Origin of the sequence: Polyangium sp. 6x1 (assembly GCF_029946515.1) — a bacterium.
In the GTDB taxonomy this organism is placed as follows: domain Bacteria; phylum Myxococcota_A; class Polyangia; order Polyangiales; family Polyangiaceae; genus Polyangium.
In genome coordinates this window covers 60,715-82,536 of sequence record NZ_JARZHH010000021.1, presented here as the reverse complement: position 1 = coordinate 82,536, position 21,822 = coordinate 60,715, and the positions used below count along the sequence as shown (strand labels likewise).

The following is a 21,822-nucleotide window of genomic DNA, read 5'->3' as shown; positions in this document are numbered from 1 at the left end:
GGGCTAGGCCTCCACGCCCACCCGCCCCGCGCCTCCATCCACCGTGATCTCTTGCCCCGTCGTGATCCGCGACGTCGCGCCGGCGACGCCGACCACGGCCGGGATCCCGTACTCGCGTGCGACCACCGCGCCGTGCGACATGCTGCCGCCCATCTCCATCACGAGCCCGCCCGCCGTCAAAAACAGCGGCGTCCAGCCTGGATCCGTGGAGGGCGCGACTAGGATCTCGCCGGGCTCGATCTTGGCGCCCACCGGATCCAGCACCACGCGCGCCTTGCCCGTGACACGCCCCGCGGAGGCAGGCGTACCGGACAAACCTCCTTCGCCCGACGCCGCGGCGGCCATCATCTCGGGCTCGGTGCCGTCCGAGAGCAGGATGCGCGGCACGTGCTTGCGGCCGATCTCCTGCGTGATCGTGCGGCGACGCGCGGCCACGAGCGCGCGGAGATCCGTGCCGCCGGTGACGGCGCGTAGCTCGCGCAGATCGAGGAGAAACACGTCGTCCTCGGCGGCGAGCTTGCCCTCCTGCACGAGCAACCGGCCCGCCTGAAGGAGCAGCGAGCGCGCGTGCGCGATGATGCGCACGATCCCGAACTTCGGCGCCTCGCGGACCCCCATGAGCCTGCGCACGCGGTCCGCCGCGAACCGCACGACCTCACCACGCAGGGCGCCCTTCGCGCGCGCACGCGCCACGAGCTCCTCCGCCTTCCGCTCCGCCTCGCGCGCGCCGCGCTCGAAGGCCACGTCCGGCGGAGCCGCGTCGTCGCCGAGCGAGAGGTAGTTCGCAAGGCTGCCGAGGATGTGCGTCGGATCGTCGCGCCAGCGCGGCACGCCGATGTCGATCTCCGCGACGCCGCGCGCGCCCCAGCGCGCGAGGAACGCCGCAAGCTCACGCTGGAGCACGGCCGGCAACGAGTGATCGGCGAAGCGCTTCGCCAGCGCAGCAGGCGCCTCCGCGCGCAGCGCGCTCCGGGACGCGGGATCAGCGCCCACGCGGCGCGAGAGCGCCCAGAGCTCGAGATCCATCTCCGTCGTCGGGTTGTTCGGGAGCGACCGCAGGAGCGTGTGGACCTCGGCCTCGTCCAGGTCGTCTCCGAGCAAGCTGCGCAGCACACGCAACGCGACGAAGCCGACCGCGACGCTCGGCATGTTCAGGAAGATGAAGAAGGGTACGCGGAGCATCCGCTCGACGGCGTCGAGATAGGCCGACGGAGGCGACCCCTCGGCAACCGCGCCGAGCGCGATCGTGGCATCGGCATCGGCCGCGATCCTCGCCGCGACTTCGTCGGGCTTCACGAGCCCGCGCAAGACCTTCCGCGGGGCACCGATCGACACGAGCGCACGGGCGACGCTGCGCGCGGTCTTCCAGGAAGGCGTGTGCACGAGGCCGAGGCGCTCGTCTTCCAGGAGCGTGCGCACCACGGTGCCCGTACGCGCCTCCATCCGTGTCGATGCGAAGAGGAAAACGCGGCGACCAAGCGGATTGCGAATGACGCCCGTGATGTCGAGGAACAACCGGTTCGCGCCGATGGCCCAGAACGGCGCGCCGTCCAGGGGATCGCCGTCCCAGAGGCCCATCGCCTTCGCGGCGTTGCCGGAGAACGCGCGCCAGAACTGAAGGCCCATCGGCGAGAACGGCCGGAACACGCCCTGCGCCACGTTGAAGCTGAAATAGACACGTGGGCCTTCCTTGGAGGACCAAGGACCTTCGGGGATCGGGAACAACGTGGTGATCGGGCGCGACTGCACGAGGAGGATCTTCCCTTCGGGATCGATCGCCCACTCGATGTCCTGCGGCGCGCCGAAGTGCGCCTCGACGCGCGCGCCCATGGCCGCGAGCGCGCGCGCCTCCGCGTCGGAGATGCTCGCCTCGGCCGAGCCGTCCGCGCGCTCTTCATGGCGTGTCCCGCCGCCCGGGAGCGCTTCGATCACGACACGTTTGTCCCCGAGGCGGCGCGTGACGATCTCGCCCGTGTCGACGCGGACCTCCAGATGATCGGGGTTCGTCGCTCCACTCACGACCGCCTCGCCGAGCCCCGGCGCCGCGTCGATCACCGCCTCGCGGCGCCGACCCGTCACGGGGTTCGCCGTGAAGAGCACGCCCGCCGCGCGCGCATGCACGAGGCGCTGCACGACGACCGCGAGCGATACGTCGCGTGGATCGATCGAGCGATCCGCGCGATACACGACGGCGCGCTCCGTGAAGAGAGACGCCCAGCAGCGACGAACGGCGTCGAGCAAGGCCTCCTTGCCGAGCACGCCGAGGTAAGTGTCCTGTTGCCCGGCGAAGCTCGCGTCCGGCAGATCCTCGGCCGTGGCCGACGAGCGCACGGCCACGGGCGCGCCGCCGAGCTCGACGTCGTACGCGCGGACGCACGCCTCGGCGATCGCATCGGGCACCGTCACGGACGAGAGCGCGGCGCGGATCTCGGCCGCGAGTATCGCGAGGCGGGCGCGATCGCTCGGCTCGGCCTTCGCGAGCGCTTCGAGCTTCGCGCCGATGTTCGCCGCTTCGGCCGCGGCGCGGAACGCGGAGGTGGTCAGGACGAACCCCGGCGGGACCGGCGCTCCGGCGCGGATCATCTCGCCGAGGTTCGCAGCCTTTCCGCCGGCGATGGGGAGCGAGGATCGATCGAGCGCCGAGAGCGGGAGCACCGTGCCTTCTGTCGTCATCGTCGGACCTCCTTTTTCGTCATCCTTTGCGCGGCCTCGCCGAGGACGGCGAAGGCCCGCAGGACGAGCGCGTGCTCGTCCTCCGAGAGCGCGGCCATCACGCGGATTTGCGCGTCCGTGCGGCGATCGAGCAGCTCCGCCACGAGGCGGGCCGCGCGCGGGCTCCGCGTGACGCGCCGCGCGCGCCGATCCTCGGGATCCTCCTCGCGCGTGAGCAGCTTGCGCCGCACGAGCTGATCGACGAGGCGGCTCGTCGCCGAGGGCGAACGGCCAATGAGCTCCGCGAGCTCCTTCAACGTGCGGGGCACGCCGTCGTCGAGCAGGAGGAGCACGCCGAGCTGAACGAGCGTCAGATCGACCTCGTCGAGCGAGGCGAGCGCCCCGATCAGGAAGTCGCGCGCCGTCGCCATCCGCGTGACGCGGATGCTCTCTCGCAGCGCTCGGCGGTCATCGGCCTTCATGTGCACGATTGGAATCGTTGCATCCATGCACATAATTGACCAGAAAAAAGGAGCCCGTGCGTGCGCCGGGCTCCTTCGTCGGGGTTCAGAACTCGCAGTGGCCGGGCGTGCGCGGGAACGGGATGACGTCCCGGATGTTGCCCATGCCCGTGCAGAGCAGGACGAGGCGCTCGAAGCCGAGGCCGAAGCCTGCGTGCGGGGCCGTGCCGTACTTGCGGAGGTCGATGTAGAACTCGTACTCCTCGGGCTTGAGGCCGGCCTCCTTCATGCGCTCGAGGAGCACGTCGTAGCGCTCCTCGCGCTGGCTGCCGCCGATGATCTCGCCGATCTGCGGCACGAGCACGTCCATGTTGCGCACGGTCTTCTTGTCGTCGTTCAGGCGCATGTAGAAGGCCGTGAACTCCTTCGGGTAGTCCGTGAGGATGACGGGCCGCTTCAGGTGCACCTCGGTCAGGTACCGCTCGTGCTCCGTCTGCAAGCTCGATCCCCACTTCGCGGGGTACTCGAACTTCTGGCCGGACTTCTCGAGGACCTCGATCGCCTCGGTGTACGTCATGCGCGCGAAGGGGCCCGCGACGATGTTCTGGAGGCTCTCCTTGAGGCCCTTCTGCACGAAGCTGTCGAGCAGGTGGAGGTCCTCCTGGTTCTGTTCGAGCACGGCGCGGATGACGTGCTTCAAGAACTCCTCGGCGATGTACGCGTTGTGATCGAGATCCGCGAACGCCATCTCGGGCTCGATCATCCAGAACTCGGCGAGGTGGCGCGTGGTGTTCGAGTTCTCGGCGCGGAACGTGGGGCCGAACGTGTAGATGTTGCCGAGGGCCATCGCGTACGTCTCGCCCTCGAGCTGGCCGCTCACGGTGAGGCTCGTGCGGCGGCCGAAGAAGTCCTGCGCGTAGTCGATCTTGCCCTCGGGCGTGCGCGCGATCTTTTCGAGGTTGAGCGTCGTGACCTGGAACATCTCGCCCGCGCCTTCGGCGTCGTTCGCCGTGATGATCGGCGTCTGGACGTAGAAGAAGCCGCGCGAGTGGAAGAAGTCGTGCACGGCCATCGACAGCGTGTGGCGGATGCGCGTGACGGCGCCGAAGGTGTTCGTGCGCGGCCGGAGGTGCGCGATCGTGCGCAGGTAGTCGAAGCCGTGGCGCTTCTTCTGCAGCGGGAAATCCTCGGACGCGAAGCCGTAGACGTGCACGCGCTCGGCCTTGATCTCGATCGCCTGCTCCTTGCCCTGGCTCGCGACGACGATCCCCTCGACGCGCAAGCTCGAACCCGTGCCGAGCTTCTTCACCTCGGTCTCGTAGTTCTCGAGCGTGCCGTCCGCGATGACCTGCAGATTCTTCAAGCAGGAGCCGTCGTTGATCTCCAGGAAGGAGAAATTGTTCTTCGCGTCGCGGCGCGTGCGGACCCAACCACACACGCTCACGCGCTGACCAACGGGCGACTGCTTGAAAAGCTCCTGTACGCGATGGATCTGCATGGCCTTTCCTCGATTCGACGCCTTCGGCGTCCCCAAACCCCAAAGCACCAGACCTCGCGCGGCGCAAGGGGCTTGCCGGATCGAGGCTCAGCCAGTCTCGATCGGGAGGGCCGCGTCCCGCGACCAGTCGCTCCAGGATCCCTCGTACAGAGCGACGTCTTCGCGGCCGAGGATCGCGAGGGCGAGGAGATCGTGGCAAGCGGTGACGCCGGAGCCGCAATAACAAGCGACGTTCTTCGCATCGAGCGCGCCGAGCGCCCGGTACCGCGCGGCGAGCGCCTCGCGCGGCAGGAAGGCCCCGCCGGGCGCCACGAGGTTCTCCACGAAAGGCGCATTCCGCGCCCCGGGGACATGCCCGGCGCGCGCGTCGACAGGCTCCGATCGGCCCTCGTACCGCTCGCGAGCCCGCGCATCGAGGACGACGGCAGCAGGTAGACCAAGCGCGGCGAGGCGAGCGACGTCGGCTTTGTCCACGACGGGTGCGCCGCCAGGCCGAAGCGCGAGGAGCGGCGTGGGCGTGATGCGAGGAGCGTCGGTCGTGAGCGCGTGGCCAGCCGCGATCCACGCGCCGATGCCGCCATCGAGGACACGACCGCCAGGATGCCCGAAGTAGCGGAGCAGCCACCACACGCGCGCGGCGATCGAGCCGCCGGCGTCGTCGTACGCCACGACGATCGAATCTTCGGTGACGCCGAGCCGCGAGAGCAGCGCTGCAAATTTCTCCGGCGCGGGCAGCGGATGACGGCCGGGGCCGCGCGCCGGATCCCCCGCGAGCTCGGCGCCGAGATCGACGAACGAAGCGCCGGGGATGTGGCCTGCGTCGTACGCGTCGACGCCGCGCTTGCCCGAGAGATACCAGCGCACGTCGACGACGCGGACGCGCGGATCGGACGCATGCGCCGCGAGCCAATCCACCGTGACGAGCGGACCTTCGGACATCGACGCCTCCTTCGACGTGCGGCTAGAACGTACCCGACAAACCCACGCTCCCCGGCCCGATGTACGGCACGATCACGGGCGCGAGGTGCGCATCCTTCTTCGGCGCTTTCTTCCCACCGCCCGAGGGCAAGAGCCAGAACGTGAGCGCGAGCGCGCCCATCACGCCGCCGCCGATCGCGAGGCCGAGGCCCGCCGTCTGGAACGTGCGTCGCTCGTCGTCGCGCGCCTTGATCTCGCCGTAGTCCGTCGCAGGCAAGCTCGTGCCCGGCTCACGTAGCGCCGCGAGGTCCTCGATCTCGCTCGTGCGTGACGCCGCCGTGTAGAGAAGCACGCCCGAGGCGGCGCCGAGCCCGACGGTCAAGCCGGTCGCGATCCACGCGAACGTCCGGCCGCCGCCCTTCGTCGGCGAGAGCGCCACGCGCGCCACGCTCCCACGTTGCACCGTGACGGTCGTGCTCGACATCGCGCCGTCCACCTGCATCTCGACCTCGTGCTTGCCCGGCTCGACCGCGACGCGCCCGTCATCGTCGGGATCGACAGGCTTGTCGTCGACGAGCACCACGGCCGAGCCCGGCACGTCCCCGAGCGCGACGATCGCCTCCTCGGCAGGAACGGTGAGCGTCTTCGTGAGCGCGGTCGTCGCGAGATCGCCGAACTTGTCCTGCGCGACGATCGTGATGTCGAGCTTGGCCTTCGGCCGGATGAACGAAGGATCGAGCGTGCCGCGCAGCGGCCCATCGGGCGAAGGCGCGAGCGGCAGATCGAACGAGCCTTCGATCGCGCTCGATCGAACCCGCGCGATCACCCGCAACCACGAAGGCGCGGCGCTCGCCGTCGCCGAGATCCGCACTGGCGCCCACGCCACCTGAGGCGCCTCGATCTCGAGGTCCGAGAGCTTCACGCCCGCACGCTCGATCCGCTCTTTGCGCGCGGTCTCCGCGGCCGCGCGGCAAGCCGTGCGCACCTTCGGCGACTGATCCCGCGCGACCTCGGGATCGTAGCCCGCCGCGACGACCGCCTTCGCGCACGCCTGCGCGCCCGCGCCCTCGCCTTTCGTGACCAGCGCGGCCTGCGTCTCGAGCAAGCCCGCTTCCACCGCGAGCGTCGGCGGGATGTCCGACTTGGGCAGCGTGCTCAGCGTGCGCAGCGCATCCGCGAACGCGCCGTTCTCGACCTGCTCGCGCGCCCTCGCCACGACGCTCGCGAGATCCTGGCCCCGCGCCTCCGTCCCGACCGCGCCGAGCGCCGCACACACCGTGAGAGCCACCGCGACTCGCCCGAGCCGAGCGCCCATGCTCCGCCTCCCGTTCTTCATGGCAAACCCTACTCCGCCCTGCGCAAATCCACCCGGACCGACGACGGTTTGCCCGGCTTGATCGTGACCGACAGGCTGCGCGACGCGCCGAGCTCGCTGTTGCGCAAGACCACCGAGTGCGGGCCCGGCGCGAGCGAGATCGGCGCGAGCGGCGTGGTCCCGACCGAACGACCATCCACGCTCACGTCGGCCCAAGGCGAGACGGACACGACGAGCGTGCCCGGCTCGTTCGAGCTCGCTTCCTCGGGGGCCGCAGACGCGCTCGGCGCAGTCGACGAGCCTTGCCCCTGTCGCTTCGGATCCACGTTCCGCGCGCCCGTCCCCTGCGCGACCGTCGCCGTCGGCGTGGCCGAGGTCGCGCCCGTCGAGGAGGGCGCAGCCAGCGCCTCGGGGCCCGTCGTGCTCGGCGCGGCCGCGACCGTTTCCGTCGGCAGAGGCGCGGCCACCGACGGCGACGCCGACGCGACGGCTTGATCCGTGCGCGGCCCCGACGCGCTCCGCGAGAGGACGAAAAAGGCCGTCACGCCGCCGAGGATCGTGAAGCCCGCGAGCGCCATCACCGGCAGGACCATCGAGCGGCGCCCGCGCGCCTGCAAGCTCGACGGCGCGCCCGCCTCCGCGAAGGTCGAGACGTTCGTCACGCCGAGGCCGCCGCTCGTCGGGTTCGATCCAGGCCCCGATGCCGTCGCGCCCATCATCGAGGGCGTCGAGATACGACCCGCGCCGGTGCCGGGCTGTCCCGTGCCCGCGTACGTGCTGTACGAGGCTTGCCCCGGCGCGTCCGACGAGCGCGTGGTCTCCGCGGGAAATCCGCTCGGCCGCTGCGCGCCCGTGCCGAGCTGCATGCTCCACTCCTGCGGCCGCTTCGTTTGCCCCGTGCCCGGCGCGCTCGATCCAGCGGCAGGCGCGCCCGCCACCTGCTCGACGCGCGCGCGAAGCTCGGCTTGCGCTTCCTTCACGGCCATCGGCCCGAGCGCGCGCAACGCCTCGTCCATGAGATACGCGAGCTCGCCGCCGTCCGCGATGCGCCGCCGCGGATCGATCTCCGTCGCGCGATCGATCGCGTGCGCGAGCGCGTCGGGGACGCCCGGCATGACCTCGTGCACGCGCGCGACCGGCTCGCTCGCGATCATCATGAGGAGCTGCGTCTGCGTCTCCGCTTTGCGCAACCTGCGCCCGAGGAGCCCCTCGAAGAGCGTGATGCCGAGCGCGAAGACGTCGGCGCGGCCATCGAAAGGCTCGCCGCGCGCCTGCTCGGGCGGCATGTACGGGAGTTTGCCCTTGAACACGCCGGTCTCGGTCTTTTCACCGCCGAGGCCCGAGATGCGCGCCACGCCGAAGTCCGAGAGGCGCACGCGGCCGTCACGCGCGACGAGGATGTTCGACGGCGTGACGTCGCGGTGCACGACGCCGACGTTGTTGCCGTTCTCGTCGCACATGCCGTGCACGGCCTCGAGCGCCCGCGCGACCTCGCGGCCGATGTACGCGACCGTCGCGGGCGCGAGCGTGCCTGTGCGCTTGAAGATGCGATCGAGCGCGGCGCCGTCGACGAACTCGAGCACGAGGTAGAGCCCGCCCTCGGCGTTGCCGAGCTCGATCAGACGCACGACGTTCGGATGATCGAGGCGCGCGATCACCTGGGCCTCGGCCACGAACGAGTCGGTCGCGATGTCGCCGAGGTCGCCCGCGGTGAGCAAGCGCTTCACCGCGACGCGGCGGCGGAAGTTGCGCGGCCCTTCCTCCTCGGCGAGCCAGACCTCGCCCATCGCGCCCTTGCCGAGCATGCGGATGAGGCGGTACTTGCCTGCGAACAGAGGCTGGGAGCCAATGGAGCCGATGCTCATACGCGCCTCAAGGTGCCGCCGGGGGCTCGGGCTCGGGTAGGATGGCCATGCGGATCGTGGCCGATGTTTCGTCCGTCTCGAGCCAGCCGACGAAGAGCTTGCCCGAGGTGAGGACCGCATGGAGCGCGCCGATGCTGCGCGTCGAGAGCCGCGGAATCGAAGCCACGCGCGTCGTCGCGGCGGTCGCCGGATCGACGAGGTAAACCGCGAGCTCGGGCGCATCGACGGCCTCGCCGGGCGTCACGAGGATGGGCTTTGCGCCTTCGCGGCCGATCCACGCAGGGCGCGGCGTGTCGCGCAGGCCGGGGAGCGCGCCGATCGAGGCCTCGCTCGGCGGCATGGGATCTCCGATCACGGGCGCCGCGACCGTGCGCAGCTCGGCCGGTCCCGACACGGGATCCGTCGGCTGTTTGTCCCCCGTGCGCGACGAGGGCTCGACGTACGTGAGCGACGCGGCATCGGCGGCGACGGGGACCGCGAGGCGACCGAGCTTCACCTCGGCTTCGCCGCCGTCGTCGGGCAAGAGCACCGCGCTCGGCCGCTCGTTGTCGAGGATCCACCACGCGCCCGTGTTCACGGCGAACGCGCCGAGGACGCCGACGGCGACGGGCAGCTGCGCGCGGGCTGGGTGATACGTGGGATCGGGCGCGAAGAGCGTCCCGTCCTCCTGCATCGAGAAGACCGCGAGCTCCGCGATCGTCTCGAGGTTGTTGTCGAGGATCGTCGTCCGCGATCGCACGTAGCCGAGCTCGACACGATCGCCGCGGTGAAGGAGCTTCGGAAAGCTCACCGCGCCATACCCCACGGTCGCGAGGCGCTCCTCCGCAGCCCACGCGGACTCGAACGACGCCGGCTGATCCTCGCGGCCCTCCGGCGGCAGATCGACGCGGTACGTGACGAGGCGCGGCTCGAGAATGGGATCGTCGGGGAGCGAAGGCGCGCTGATCGCCACGAGCACGCGATCACCGCTCACGGGCAGGACGTCGAAGTAAGGCTCGAGCGACTCGGCGTCGGCGACGAAGCGACCCACGATGTCCATGCGCGGGCTCACGGCGCCGTCGGGCGCCACGCGCGCGCCCACGAAGCGCTGCCCTTCGTCGGAGTACGCATACGTCTCCCACACGACGAGCACGCCCGAGGCTTGCGGCACGATGCGCACGTCCGATCCACGCAGGTACGGGACGGCGCCGACGGTGATCGGAACGGGCGTGCCCGGCAGCGCGCAGACGCCGTGGATGCAGTCGTATCCCTCGGGGCAAGCGCCGCCCTCCGCGCAGAGCGCCGGCATCTCCCCGTACGAAAGTTCCCCGCAGCCCGCCCCGAACATCCCGAGCGCAGCCACCATGGCGCCCGAAAGAACCCGTCCCCTCGATCCCCTCAAGGTGCCCCCTGTCCTTCCGCCTTCTCGATCCGCGTCCCTCCGCTCGGCCGCGAGAGCCCCCGCACGCGCGCCGATCGACCGAGGAGCGTCCCCATGCCCCCGCGACGCAGATCCGACACGCCGATCCAGAGGTCCATGTTCGACTCGTAGAACTCGGTCCACGCGACGTACGCCTTGTCGCCGAGGCCAAACGCGCGCGCCGTGAAGACCCCGCCCGTGCTCGTTCGCGGCACGCTCGCCACGATCCGCAGAGGCTCCGTCGGCGAGCGCCACGCGACGTCGATCGTCGGCATCGCCGGATCACGCGACACCGGCGCGACGAGCGCGCCTCCCTCGAACGGGCTGCCCACGAAAGGCGTCGTCGTGTCCGGCAGCGTGAAGCCCTTGTCCTCCGTGGCCATGCCCATCGCGGAGGTGAACACGTAGCTCACGGCGTACGTCGCCTTCGCCGGATCGTAGTCGCCGCGCCGCAGCGCGAAGACGCCGTCTTTCCAGCCGAAGAGCGGCTCGTCGGTGGTCGGCGCGAAGTCGGTCATCGAGCCCATGCCGCCCATCGCGGTCGCGGGATCCAGCGTCGAGAGCGCGTAACTCTCGAAGCCCACGCGCACCGTGAGCATGCCGCCCTCGTCGCGGAAGATCTGGCAGTCGCCGGAGAGCGGCGGCACGTTGGCCGGCAGGCTCGCCGACGCCTTCCACGTGGGGTTCCAGAGCGAGCCCTGTCGTTCGAGGTGCAAGACCTCGACGCGCCCGCCGCCGGACGGCACGGTCCACGCGATGTTCAGCGTGGTCCCGTCGATCGCGGCGCCGACGTACGGAGGCTCCACGCCGCCGAGGAACGGCGTCGTCGTCGAGAAGAGTTTTTCCACGGCGGGCGTCGAGCCGCTCGCCGACGTGCGCTCGATCCCGAGCAGCTCGAGCGTCGTCTCGTCGGACTCGACGTTCGGGAAACGCACGAGCACCACGCCGTAACGACCGTCCGGCAGCGGCACCACGGCCGAGGAGATCGTCGCGCCGCCGTACGTGAAGAGCGCGCGTGGCTCGGACAGCTTGCCCTCGGGCGAGACGTGGATCTCGTAGATCCCGCGCGCGCCCGGGGTGAAGCCGTCGTTCACGATCAGCGTCGCGCCCTCGCCCTCGGCCGAGAGCCAGAACATCTCGGGTGGGTTGATCCAGGCGACGCGCTTCGGCCTGCGGCTCGTGGGGCTGGCGCCGTCACGCACGCAAACCGTCGCCTGGCACGAGTACCCTTCGGGGCAGAGCCCGCCGGCTTCGCACGCGAACGGCACGTCGCCGAGCTCGGGCGTGCAGCCCGCGCCGAGGAGCGCCGAAAGGACCAAAACGTAGCGGGCCGTCCGCCCGATCATGCGAGCAGTCTACCCCCGGACCCGGCCGTTTTGCGTCGGAAATACGCGGCGCCCAGGTCAGCCTTCGTGCGCGCCGCCGGGCGTGAGGCCCAAGGGAGCGGGCGGTTTCGACCCGCCCGCCTCGCGCCGCGCCCCGTCGAGATGGGGAAACCACTCGAAAAACTCGTGCAGATGGGCGTGCCTCTCCGGCTCGATGTACTCGAAGACCACCCCCCGATCGTTGATCTCCCAGAACTCGTTGGTGGTCACGGAGAGCATCTCGTTCTTGATCGAGCGCAGCCGATCGGGCCGCTCGTCGCGCATGTCGGCGTGGATCCGCCGCGCCAGATCGATCTCGCCCTTCTGCAGGTAGTACGTCGCGAGCTTGACCTGGGCCTTGCGCACGCCGCGGAGCGACTGCTCCTGCTGCGCGACCTCGGCCTCCTTGTCGACCTCGAGGAAGATCTGCAAGAGCTCGTCGCGCACGTCCGCGCCGAGATCGTAGGCGAGCTCGTTCAGCGCGCAGAGGTCGAAGGCCACGGTCTCGGTGACGAACGCGAGCTTCATCCCGTGGGCCGTCTGCGCGTAGTACTTGAAGTGCCCCGCGATCCGGAGCGCCTCGTCGCCCCATCCTTGCGAGAGGATCTTCTCGCCGAGGTAGCGGTACTGGTTCAGGCAGTTGTACGCCGCCGGCACGTCCCGCGCGTTCAGCGCGCGGCGCATGTACGTGTTGAAGAACTTGATCACCGTGGCGAGCGCGGCCCGATCCTCCGCCGCGAGCGCCGCGAGCCCGATGTACCGCGTGCCGATCGCGATGCGGTTGACGATGTCGGGCATCTCCGTGAGCGCCTCGCGATAGACCATCAAGAACTGCCGCAGCGCCTTGTATTCGAGCCAGGTGCGATCGCTCTGGAGCTTGCCGAGCGCGACCTCGTTCATGCTCACGAAGTCCGCGTCCTTGAGGAGCCGCCCGCGGATCGAGAACCAGCGATCGTCGAGCTCGCGCTTGTGCGGCATGTACGCGACGACGAGATCGCAGATCGCGTCGACCGTGTTCGAGGCGATGCCCTTGTCCTTCTGCTCGATCGCGTTGAGCCCGATGTCGGCGAGGTGCTCGAGCGCCGAGAGCGCGGTCATGCGCCGGCCGTCGACCTCTTCCTCGGACTCGCCGCGCGAACGGAGCAGCGCCTGCGCCACGCCGCCTCTGCGGATGCGCTCGACGATCTTGTCGGGCTCGAGGAAGTCGAAGACGTAATTGAAGTACGGCGCCATCACGAGCAGGCTCAGCGTGAGCAGCACGATCGAGCCCATGACGCCGAAGCGCGGGACGAACGAGTGCGCGGGATCGGGCGCCTGCCGGATCGCGTAGTTCACCCAGAGCGAGAAGACCGCCGAGACCACGAAGAACGCGATCACCGCGCGATTCGTACGGTCCCGAAAGAACATGTCCGTGATGCGCGGCGTGTACCGCGTCGCCGCGAGCTGCACGATGATCGACGCGACCGTGATGACGATCCCGAGGATCGCCGCGATCACCTCGCCCGCGCCGCCCATGATCCGGCTCGCGTCGTCGGGTGACATCGCGTCGAAGAGCGCGGTCACGCCGCCGGGCTGCGTGCGCGAGAGATCGACGAGGCGGAGCGCGACGAACGCGGTCACGCTGACGATCGCGAGGATCGACAGCGGGTAGAGCCACAAGCTCTTCGAGAACGCGAGGCGAGCTTTACGCACGGGCCTCCTCGAGAGGACGAGAGCGCGGCTACGGGCTCTCGCCGCCCTCGAGGTCCTCGGCCAAGTAGCTCAGGATGACCTCGTCGAGCGATTTCTCGCTGATGAGATCCTCTCCGAAGATCGAGGTTCCCTGCGCGGGACGCGCGGTCGCGAAGATGGCCGGCGGGCGCGTCTGCGCGTATCGACCCGCCGAGGACGGCGACGACGCGGGCTCCGGCGTGCCGAGCGCGCGGTAGACGCCCGCCGTGAAGAGCGCGCCGCCCTTCTTGACCGACGTGGGCGGCGGCGGGACGTCCTGCGTCTGCTGCACGAACGCCGGCGTCTCGGCCGGCTTCATCTGCTGCTCGAGCCCGGCCAGCGAGGCATCGATGTCCGCAGGCGACACCGACGCGAGCGGCGGCCGCGGCGAAGGCGGCGGATTGCCACGAAGCGCGGCCTGCAGATCCGACGCGTTCATCAGCACGGAGGGCCGCTGCGGCAGATCCGGCTTGAAGCTCGGCGGAGGCGCCGCGGGCTCGGGCGCGGGAGGAGCGGGCGCGGGCGCCGCGGCGACCGGCGCAGGCGCCGGAGCGGGCGCTGCGGCCTCGGTCTTCTCCTCGAAAATGTGGTCGAACTGCCCGTCTCGCAAAGCGACGAACATCGCCTTGTGCTGATCCTTCATCAGCTGACGGACGATCTCCTGCACGTTCGCCTCGTTGAGGTGCTCCGCGTAGGAGGTCTTCAGGGTCTTCAGGATGCGCCCGCCGTCCGCAAAAAGATGCGTGATCACGTGCGGGTGACGGTGCCCCGAGTCTTCCGTTTGAATATGGAAGACACGTCCCTTGTGTTTGACGTTGTTGTTGAAGCCGAGAAGCGGTGAGATGACTTTCACGGCGATCGATAAGGCTCCTGAAGGCCCGAAGAGACCCTACCATAGGGTCCGCCGACGCGACCAGGAAACGACGCGCGGATCGACACGACAGCTGGAATCCTGCGCGCCGGGCGGCGCGGCTCTCCCGGATTGTCGTCCTTCCTCAGGGAAGACATCGCTCGAACTCGTCGGCGTTGTTCGCACGCATCGCACACTCGGCCTCGTCGACGGTGAGGTACACCGGACAGCGAGCAAACTTGGGATCTGTCGAGGCGATCGTCCGCGCCTGGGTCTTGCGCGCGACGAGCTCCGATGCAGGGGGCTTCTCGTCGATGGCGTGGACGATGTGCTCCACGTAACGATCGAGCAGGGCCGCGCACGTGTCAGGCGTCGGGTGCGCCGCCAGGGAGCGGCGAATCGGCTTCGACAGGACGAACCCCACGACGAGGAGCACGATCACGACCGTCGCGATCACCTCGGCGCGGCTCGCCGGCGCGCTCATTCCAGGCACCGATCGACCTGCTCGGCCGTCCCGGCCTTGCGCACGCACTCCATCGCGCGCTGCGTGATCCTGCGGCCGACGCACTTGCTGACGAGCTCGTCGCCCCGCGCGGCGCGGACGGCGGCCGTTCGCTTCTGCACCTCGGCCGGGTCGGTGACGTTCTGCGCGGCGAGCTCGATCGCGGCGCTCTTGTCGAAGATCTCGTCACACTCGGCGCGCGTCGCCGGGCGACCGCACCCGACCCCGAAGAACCCGAGCGCGAGCATCAGGGAGGCCCCGGCGAGGCCCCTCCTCGCGCTCGAACCACCCTGCTCCGTTACCCGCTGGCCCATGGCGTCGAGACCTTGGCGTGCCTCCGCCCACGGCGCAACCTCGCCGCGCGGGGGGCACGGCCTCGCACCAAGGGCCCCGCCCGAATTCTGGACGCTTGTAGAGGCCTTGCTAATCTCGATCCGTGAGCAAGGCGAAGGACAACCCAGCTTCCTTCGCCCCCGCAGGAGCGGGGAAGACGGCCAAGCCAAAGGCGCCGCGACGCTCCTCGCGCGAACGCGAGCCGGACGTCCCTGCCGCTGCCACGGAAAAAGTTTCCGCGCGGCGTGAGCGCGTGAAGGTCGCGACGAAGAAGCGGCCCGCGCGGCCGAAGTCCGTGCTCGCCGAGGACATGCTCCGCCGCGCGCTCGAAGCGCCGACGCCGCGCTCGCGCGCGCTCTGGGCCCGGCGCGGCCTCGCGACCCGCGCGCAGCTCGATCGCACGACGCAGGCCATGCTGCTCCGCCAGCTCTACCTCGCCTATTACGAGGAGGGCCGCTTCGTGCAGGCCGCCGCGATCGCCGAGCAAGCCCTCACGCTCGACGTGCTGCCCGACGTCGGGCATCAGGACGCCGCGCGCGCAAAACAGGCGCTCGGCGACGTCGAGGGCGCGGCCGCGCATCTGCGCCTCGCCGCGCGCATCGGCCCCGCGAGCCGCAAGGCGTTTCACTACTGGACCCTCGGCAGCCTGTTTTACCTGCACCACCGCTACTCCGAGGCGATCGCCGCGATGTCGCGCGCCGCGCGCTGGGGCACGACGGACAAGCCTCTCTACCAGGGGCACCTCGCGCTCTCGCGGCTCGCGCTCGGACAAGACGTCGACGGGATCGGCGAGCTCATCGAGAGGCTCGCCGTCGCGCCCGCGGGCCAGGGGTACGGCCGCTTCGTGCTCGGCCTCCTGGCCTTGCATGCCGGCCGACCGGACGACGCCCGCCGCTGGCTCGAGGCCTTCGTCGAACGCACCACGTCCGGCCGCAGGGCCGCCGCCATCGCGCTGCGCGGAGAGATCGAGGCCGCCCGCCAGGCGCTCGCTCGCCTCCCGGAGGTTTGAAGCGCGTCTTGCTCGTGGCTCGGGCCGAACGTCCGACCCTTTGGTAACATACGCGCCGTGCGACCCGCCTTTCGACGTGCTCACGCTCTGTCTGCGCCGCGATCGCTCGCGCCGCTCGCCCTCGCAGCGCTCGCGCTCGGGGTGCTCTTGCTCTCGCCGTCCGCGGCCTTCGCAGCCGAGGACAGCCGCGACCTCTTCACACGCCTGCGCGAGGACTACGGCCTCATCGGCGGCGCGGTGGGTGCGTTCGCCGGTGGCCTCCTCACGTGCCTCACGCCCTGCGTCTACCCGATGATCGCGATCACGGTCAGCGTCTTCGGGGCCAAGCAGGCGTCGAGCCGCAAACAGGCCGTGCTGCTCTCGCTCTCGTTCGTCATGGGCATCGCGGTCCTCTTCACCACGCTGCTCGTCGGCGCGGCGCTCACGGGTGGCCTCTTCGGCTCGGCGCTCCAGAAGTGGTGGGTCAACGTCGGCATCGCGCTCGTGATGGGCGCGATGGCCGCGTCGATGTTCGGCGCCTTCGAGCTCACGCTGCCCGATAGCTTGATGCAGCGGCTCTCCAGCGTCGGCGGCGTCGGCTACGGCGGCGCGTTCGCGCTCGGCCTCGTGAGCAGCCTGATCGCCGCGCCGTGCACGGGCCCTGTGCTCACCGGCGTGCTGCTCTGGATCGGCAAGACGCAGAGCGTGGTGCTCGGCGCGCTCGTGGGCTTCTGCTACGCGCTCGGCCTCGGCCTGCCCTTCTTCCTCGTCGGCGCGTTCGCGGTCGGCCTACCGAAGAGCGGCAAGTGGATGGTCTCGGTGAAGTCGTTCTTCGGGACCGTGCTGCTCGTCTGCGCGCTCTACTTCCTGCGTTACGCGATCCCCGCGATGACCAAGGTGGCACGCCATGACACGATGTTCATGGTGGCGGGCGGCGGCGCGATCCTCTTCGGGATCCTGCTCGGCGCGGTGCACCTCGACTGGAGCGACGGCGGCCTTGGCGTGAAGATCCGCAAGGCGCTCGGCATCGCGGCGGCGACGGCCGGCGGCTTCGTCCTCTGGATCAGCATCGAGCTGCCCCCCGAGACGCCGCACATCGTGGCGACGGTGGAGACGGCGCCGGGGAAGAAGCTCCTCGCGTGGGAGCACTCGGAGAAGGACGCGACGGAGAGGGCGCAGCGCGAGAAGCGTCCCCTCATGGTCGACTTCACGGCCGACTGGTGCGGCGCTTGCAAAGAGTTCACGAAGCACACCTTCTCCGATCCACGCGTCATGGAAAAGGCGGGCAACTTCGTCGCGGTCAAGTTCGACGCGACCGACGACGAGGATCCGCAGGTGGATCAGGTGAAGAAGAAGTACGGGGTGGTCGGGCTCCCGACGGTGGTCATCTACGACTCGAATGGCAAGGAGCGGCAGCGGTTCACCGAGTTCGTCCCTGCCGAGAAGTTCCTCAAGGCCATCGAAGGCATCGACTGACCGACGCGCCCACGCCACCTCGCATCCTCCCCTGTCGCGAGGTCCGTCATGGGTATCGTCATCCGGCTTCTCTCCCTCCTCGTCACGCTCCTCCTCGTCCTTCCTGGTTGCTCCGGCGGTGAACCGCTCCGGGGCAGCCTCGTCGTCGGCGTCACGAGTGATCTGCGCGTCGGCGTGGACGTCCTGCGCCTGCACGTGATCCGCAAGGTCAACGGCGCGATCGTCACCGAAGAGGATCTCTTCTCCGACGGCGCGTCTCCCTTTCAGCTCCCGCTCGAGATCGGCTTCGCGGACCTCGAAAACGGCGATGACGTCGACATCGAGATCGAGGCCTTCGGCAGCACGAGCACGCCGCTCCTCGTCCGCACCGCGGGCAGCACGATCCAGGCGGGCCGCACGCTCCTCTTGCGCGTCGACCTCGCCGCCGCGTGTGCCGGCTCGACGGCCCCGAGCTGCGACGCGTCGCAGACGTGTACCGGCGGCGTCTGCGGCGCTTCGTACGTGAGCTCCGCGGTGCTCGAGGACTACCGCTCCGACTGGTCCAAGGGAAAGGCCGACACCTGCAAGCCGAACGATGGCCCGCCGACGCTCCTCGTGGGCAAGGGGCAGGCCGATTACCTGCCGACGAGCGACTACGATCTCGCGCAGATCGAGGCAGGTCCGCAGGGCGGCCATCACATCTGGATCGCGCTGCGCATGAAGAACCTGCGCCAGTCCGGCAGCATCACGACGCTGTCGGGCCACGTCGACGAGCTCAACCTCGACATCAACCCGTTCACCGTGATCTTCACGTTCGACCCCGACGAGGGCGGGTACTGCAAGCTCTACGGCCTGCGCTTCCAGCTCGACGGCGGGACGGACATCCAGCAGCTCCTCGGCAAGACGCTGCTCGTGAAGGCCAGCGTCAAGGACAAGGACGGCGACGTCGGCACGGCCGAGCGCTGGGTGAAGCTGTCGTCCGACATCCTCTAGTCCCGAGGGGGACGCCTCGCGTCCCCCTGTCGTCTGGGCAAAGCCCAGACGATTCACCCCCCGAGCGAGCTCGCTTCGCGATCTCGGCGCCGACGAATCGGCGCACGATCATCGCGTCGCCGTCGCGCCCTCTCCGCTCCGCGTCGCCTTCCACCGCGACCAGAAGCCGCCCGTCAGCACGTCGAGCGTGCTCTCCGCCTCCATCGCCGTCAGCGTCGCGCGTGTCCGCACCTCGGGATCACGCGCCTCGTCGTCTCGCTCCACGCACGCGCGTTGCCACGTGAAGAGCGCTTCGAGGACACGGGCTTCGAGCTTGTGCCTCGCGCCGGCGCGCTCCTCGCGGAGGCGCTCGAGCGCGACCTCCTCATCGGCGAAGACCAGCCGGTCGAGGCGAAACGTCGCCCGCGCTTCGAGCCACAGGCTCGATCCACCGGAGGCCGTGACGCGATCCGGATCGTACTCCGTCGGCGCGAGCGCGCGCGACTCGTCGAGCAGGCGCGTCACGCGCAGCCGAAGCTCGGGCAAGAGGGCGGACGCGCGTGCACGGGAAGCCACGCGATCGACACGCGCGACGTGCTCTTCGAGGCGCGCATGCTCGATCGCCGCCGACACGACGGCGCGCGCGACGGCCGGCGAGATCGAGAGCTCGGGCATCGCGCGTGGTGCCTCCGGCGGCGCCTGTGGATCGATGGGAGGCGCGGGCTCCTTCGAGGGCGCGGCCGGATCCGCGCTCGTGGCCTTGGCCACGCGACCACGCGCGCGCCGCGTCCCTGCGGACTCGGCGAGACGTTCGAGCGGAACCCCGACGAGCACCATCGCGCCGAGATCGTTTTTCCCCTCGTCGCGACGCACGAACGACGCCTGCAACGAGACCCAGAGCGATCCCTGTGACGCGCCGTCGCTCCAGAGCTCGTGCGTGGAGGCGTCGTCGAGATCCGCGACCGCGTGAAACGCCCAATCGTCGTCCAGCGACGTCGACGCCGCGCGCGCCGGCGTCACGTGCACGATCACGAGGAGCGCGGCGGCAAGGGCCAGGAGACTGGAAGACCGAACCTCGGAGCAAACTCGTTGGACCATGCGCCTACATCGACGCGGGCCGCGACGAGTTGCGCGTGATCCGACGAGGGTCGTCGCGATCTACCGTTCGCGGGTTCCGGGACGAACCTGCTCGCTCGCGCCGCCACGCGGAAGCTCGCTCGCGCCGCCGCGCGGAAGCTCGTTCGGCCTCGAAGCCCCGACCGACGCGCCGCGGTCACCGAAATCCAGCGTGGGCCATCGATCGCCGATCGCCTCGATCCGCCCCGCGGCGCCCGCCTGCGCGGGGGCCGGGGTGCCCGTGAGGATCGGCCCGAGCATCGCTTCGATCTCGGCAGGCCCGGGCGCCCTGGCCTCGGCGCGAACCGCCTGTGCAGCCGCGACGCCGACCGCGCCGGCCGCGCGTCGCTCGGGCGTCCATCGCGCGACGCGGAGCGAGACCGACGTCGTGGGTTCGCTCCGCGACGTCATCACCTCGGCGCCGATGGCGAAGGGCTCGAACATACCGTGCGCGAGCCAGCCGATGCTGACGCGCACGTTGGATCCCGGGCGCAAGTTGCGGAGGTAGGCATCCCCGAAGAGCGCGTCGATGCGCAGATCCCGCTGCTCGACGATCGGACCATCCCAGCTCGGCGTGACCTGGATCATGCGCACCACGAGCGAGCCGTCGGTGTGCCGCGCTCGCGCGCGCGCGAGGCTCACGGGGCGCACCTCCCAGTAGAGGTAGATCGTCGCGGGATCGACGGCGATCGCCACGATCTCGTCGACGTCGTAGCGCTCGGGCAGCGGCAGCTCATCGATGGCGTCCGCCTCTTGCGCGGCCCACGCAGGCGCTTCCGCCGCTTCCGCTTCCGCTGCCGCGACCGGCGCCGCTTCCGCTGCCGCAACCGCAACCGGCGCCGCTTCCGCAACCGCAACCGGCGCCGCTTCCGCTTCCGCTTCCGCGACCGGCGCCGCTTCCGCTTCCGCTTCCGCGACCGGCGCCGCTTCCGCTTCCGCCTTCGCTTCCGCCGCGACCTCGACGACCGCGGCTTCCGTCGTGCTCACATCTTCGGTTGGCTGGGGTTCGCTGTCCGTCTCGCTTGGCGTGGTCACGGCTTCCTCCCGCATCTCTTCATCGACGGCGGACGCCGCTCCTCCGGCGACGAGCCGCTGCCTCAGCACGCGCGCTTCCGTGTGCTCGGGCTCCCGCGCGAGCACCTCGTCGAGCACGCCGATCGCTTTGTCCACGAACCCCTGCGCCGCGTAGATCTCCGCGAGCGTCACCGTCGCGAGCGGGGGCGGCGCCGTCGGCCAGCCCTTCGCGGGCGGCGCGCTCCGCACGGCGCTCGCCACGTCGGGCAGATGCAGACCTCGCTCGATCACGCCGACGAGCAGATCCCTCGCTCGCCCCATCCATCCACGCGACCTCGCGCGGTCCCGCTCGCTCCGCGCCGTGCGCGTCACGATCTCGTCCACGAGCTCCGGCATCGTGAGCGCGCGCGGACGGGCCACGCCGAGCTCTTCTGCCAGCGCGATCAGCTCCTCCCGCGTCAAACTCTCGAGCTCGTGCCGCTCCATTTCGTGCGCAACCTAGCACGAAGCGTGACGCGACGAGAGCGTCCCAGGCGGGGAGCCATTCGTCGATTCCGTTCGTCCGGAGCATCCCCGCAGAATGCCTTCGGAAAACCGCCGAGCCCCGGGCGGCCTCGCACTAGACTTCGAAGCATGACGCCGCCTCATGTGCTCGCCTTCCGCGGCCAGGACCGCGTCGAACGAAGGCCGGGCACGCGCGCGTCCGGCTGGGCGCATTTCGCGTTCACGAGCCTCGCCTCGCTCGCCGTCGTCGTGTACGCCGCTTCTCGCGTCGAGCGTGTCCGGCTCCTCGAAGCGCTCGTCGTACCGAGCACCTTCCTGTTCGCGAACCTCGTCGAGTACCTCGTGCACCGCGGCCCGATGCACCGCCGCAAGAAGCTCCTGCCGATCCTCTACGAGCGCCACACCCTGCGGCACCACCGCTTCTTCACGCACGAGGCGATGGCCTGCGACTCCGCGGCCGACTTCTCCCTCGTGCTCTTTCCCCCCGTGATGATCCTCGTGGTCCTCGGCGGCGTGGCCCTACCCGTCGCGCTCCTCCTCTTCGCCGTCGCCACTCCGAACACAGGCTGGCTCTTCGTCGCCACCGCCATGGCGTACTTCCTGACCTACGAGTGGCTCCACTTCGCCTACCACCTGCCGGAGCGCTCGCTCGTCGCGCGAAGCCCCCTCGTCCGCGCCCTGCGCCGGAGGCACGCGCTCCATCACGACCTCGGCCGCATGGCGCACGAGAACTTCAACATCACGTTCCCGCTCTGCGACTGGCTCTTCGGGACGCTCCGTCAGCCGAGAAACGACGACCGAGAAGGCTGACGCGCGTCCACCCACGCGGGTCACGATGACCAGCGCCCGGAGGCGCGCGTCAACCGCCGCTGGTCGCGATGACCAGCGCCGCCCCGACGCGCATCA

General features: G+C 70.1%; 18 protein-coding genes. 4 read left to right on the top strand and 14 right to left on the bottom strand.

The features are described from left to right. Positions 1–3 precede the first annotated feature (3 nt). The 12 genes from QHF85_RS20895 to QHF85_RS20840 all read right to left on the bottom strand — a co-directional run bounded on the left by QHF85_RS20895 (position 4) and on the right by QHF85_RS20840 (position 14,848). Positions 4–2,673, bottom strand: coding sequence for a PEP/pyruvate-binding domain-containing protein (locus QHF85_RS20895; protein ID WP_281329008.1), 2,670 nt, complete (start codon positions 2,671–2,673; stop codon positions 4–6). Then, positions 2,670–3,134, bottom strand: a complete 465-nt coding sequence (locus QHF85_RS20890; RefSeq protein ID WP_281329007.1) for a MarR family transcriptional regulator — start codon at positions 3,132–3,134, stop codon at positions 2,670–2,672. The genes QHF85_RS20895 and QHF85_RS20890 overlap by 4 nt, the downstream gene beginning before the upstream one ends. A gap of 85 nt (positions 3,135–3,219) precedes the next feature. Next, entirely contained in the window at positions 3,220–4,611 is a 1,392-nt protein-coding gene (asnS, locus tag QHF85_RS20885) for an asparagine--tRNA ligase (protein WP_281329006.1), read from the bottom strand. Between the two features lie 87 nt (positions 4,612–4,698). Next, positions 4,699–5,550 (bottom strand): sulfurtransferase, encoded by an 852-nt coding sequence (locus tag QHF85_RS20880; RefSeq protein ID WP_281329005.1) that lies wholly within the window; start codon positions 5,548–5,550, stop codon positions 4,699–4,701. Between the two features lie 22 nt (positions 5,551–5,572). Beyond that, entirely contained in the window at positions 5,573–6,865 is a 1,293-nt protein-coding gene (locus QHF85_RS20875; protein ID WP_281329004.1) for a hypothetical protein, read from the bottom strand. Between the two features lie 8 nt (positions 6,866–6,873). Then, entirely contained in the window at positions 6,874–8,709 is a 1,836-nt protein-coding gene (locus QHF85_RS20870; RefSeq protein ID WP_281329003.1) for a serine/threonine-protein kinase, read from the bottom strand. Positions 8,710–8,716: 7 nt separating this feature from the next. Then, the gene (locus QHF85_RS20865; protein ID WP_281329002.1) at positions 8,717–10,054 is read right to left on the bottom strand and encodes a hypothetical protein; all 1,338 of its coding nucleotides are present in this window, start codon (positions 10,052–10,054) and stop codon (positions 8,717–8,719) included. A gap of 32 nt (positions 10,055–10,086) precedes the next feature. Further along, positions 10,087–11,454, bottom strand: coding sequence for a hypothetical protein (locus QHF85_RS20860; protein ID WP_281329001.1), 1,368 nt, complete (start codon positions 11,452–11,454; stop codon positions 10,087–10,089). Between the two features lie 57 nt (positions 11,455–11,511). Next, the gene (locus QHF85_RS20855; protein WP_281329000.1) at positions 11,512–13,164 is read right to left on the bottom strand and encodes a DUF2254 family protein; all 1,653 of its coding nucleotides are present in this window, start codon (positions 13,162–13,164) and stop codon (positions 11,512–11,514) included. 28 nt (positions 13,165–13,192) lie between these two features. Next, positions 13,193–14,035, bottom strand: coding sequence for a hypothetical protein (locus QHF85_RS20850; protein WP_281328999.1), 843 nt, complete (start codon positions 14,033–14,035; stop codon positions 13,193–13,195). 142 nt (positions 14,036–14,177) lie between these two features. Next, positions 14,178–14,525: a hypothetical protein gene (locus tag QHF85_RS20845; protein ID WP_281328998.1), complete on the bottom strand. Its 348-nt coding sequence runs from the start codon at positions 14,523–14,525 to the stop codon at positions 14,178–14,180. Then, the gene (locus QHF85_RS20840) at positions 14,513–14,848 is read right to left on the bottom strand and encodes a hypothetical protein (protein WP_281328997.1); all 336 of its coding nucleotides are present in this window, start codon (positions 14,846–14,848) and stop codon (positions 14,513–14,515) included. Before QHF85_RS20840 ends, QHF85_RS20845 begins: the two co-directional genes overlap by 13 nt. A 122-nt stretch (positions 14,849–14,970) precedes the next feature. On the opposite strand from QHF85_RS20840, the gene QHF85_RS20835 reads away from it, so the two are divergent. Genes QHF85_RS20835 through QHF85_RS20825 form a run of 3 tightly spaced genes read left to right on the top strand, consistent with a single transcriptional unit; the run spans position 14,971 to position 18,303 of the window. Beyond that, positions 14,971–15,876, top strand: a complete 906-nt coding sequence (locus QHF85_RS20835; protein WP_281328996.1) for a tetratricopeptide repeat protein — start codon at positions 14,971–14,973, stop codon at positions 15,874–15,876. 57 nt (positions 15,877–15,933) lie between these two features. Continuing rightward, positions 15,934–17,331 carry a cytochrome c biogenesis protein CcdA gene (locus tag QHF85_RS20830; RefSeq protein WP_281328995.1) on the top strand — a complete coding sequence of 466 codons (1,398 nt, stop codon included), beginning with the start codon at positions 15,934–15,936 and terminating at the stop codon, positions 17,329–17,331. A gap of 48 nt (positions 17,332–17,379) precedes the next feature. After that, the gene (locus tag QHF85_RS20825) at positions 17,380–18,303 is read left to right on the top strand and encodes a hypothetical protein (RefSeq protein WP_281328994.1); all 924 of its coding nucleotides are present in this window, start codon (positions 17,380–17,382) and stop codon (positions 18,301–18,303) included. A 108-nt stretch (positions 18,304–18,411) separates the two neighbouring features. Here QHF85_RS20825 and QHF85_RS20820 read toward each other — a convergent pair whose 3' ends face one another. Together QHF85_RS20820 and QHF85_RS20815 are read right to left on the bottom strand one after the other, a co-directional pair. Then, a complete protein-coding gene (locus QHF85_RS20820) occupies positions 18,412–19,380 on the bottom strand; it encodes a hypothetical protein (protein WP_281328993.1) in 969 nt (322 codons plus the stop codon). Positions 19,381–19,440: 60 nt separating this feature from the next. Beyond that, complete coding sequence (locus QHF85_RS20815; RefSeq protein ID WP_281328992.1) at positions 19,441–20,898, bottom strand: DUF4912 domain-containing protein; 1,458 nt, start codon at positions 20,896–20,898, stop codon at positions 19,441–19,443. A gap of 147 nt (positions 20,899–21,045) precedes the next feature. Here QHF85_RS20815 and QHF85_RS20810 point away from each other — a divergent pair, with 147 nt between their 5' ends. After that, positions 21,046–21,726, top strand: a complete 681-nt coding sequence (locus QHF85_RS20810; protein ID WP_281328991.1) for a sterol desaturase family protein — start codon at positions 21,046–21,048, stop codon at positions 21,724–21,726. The last annotated feature ends 96 nt before the right edge of the window (positions 21,727–21,822 follow it).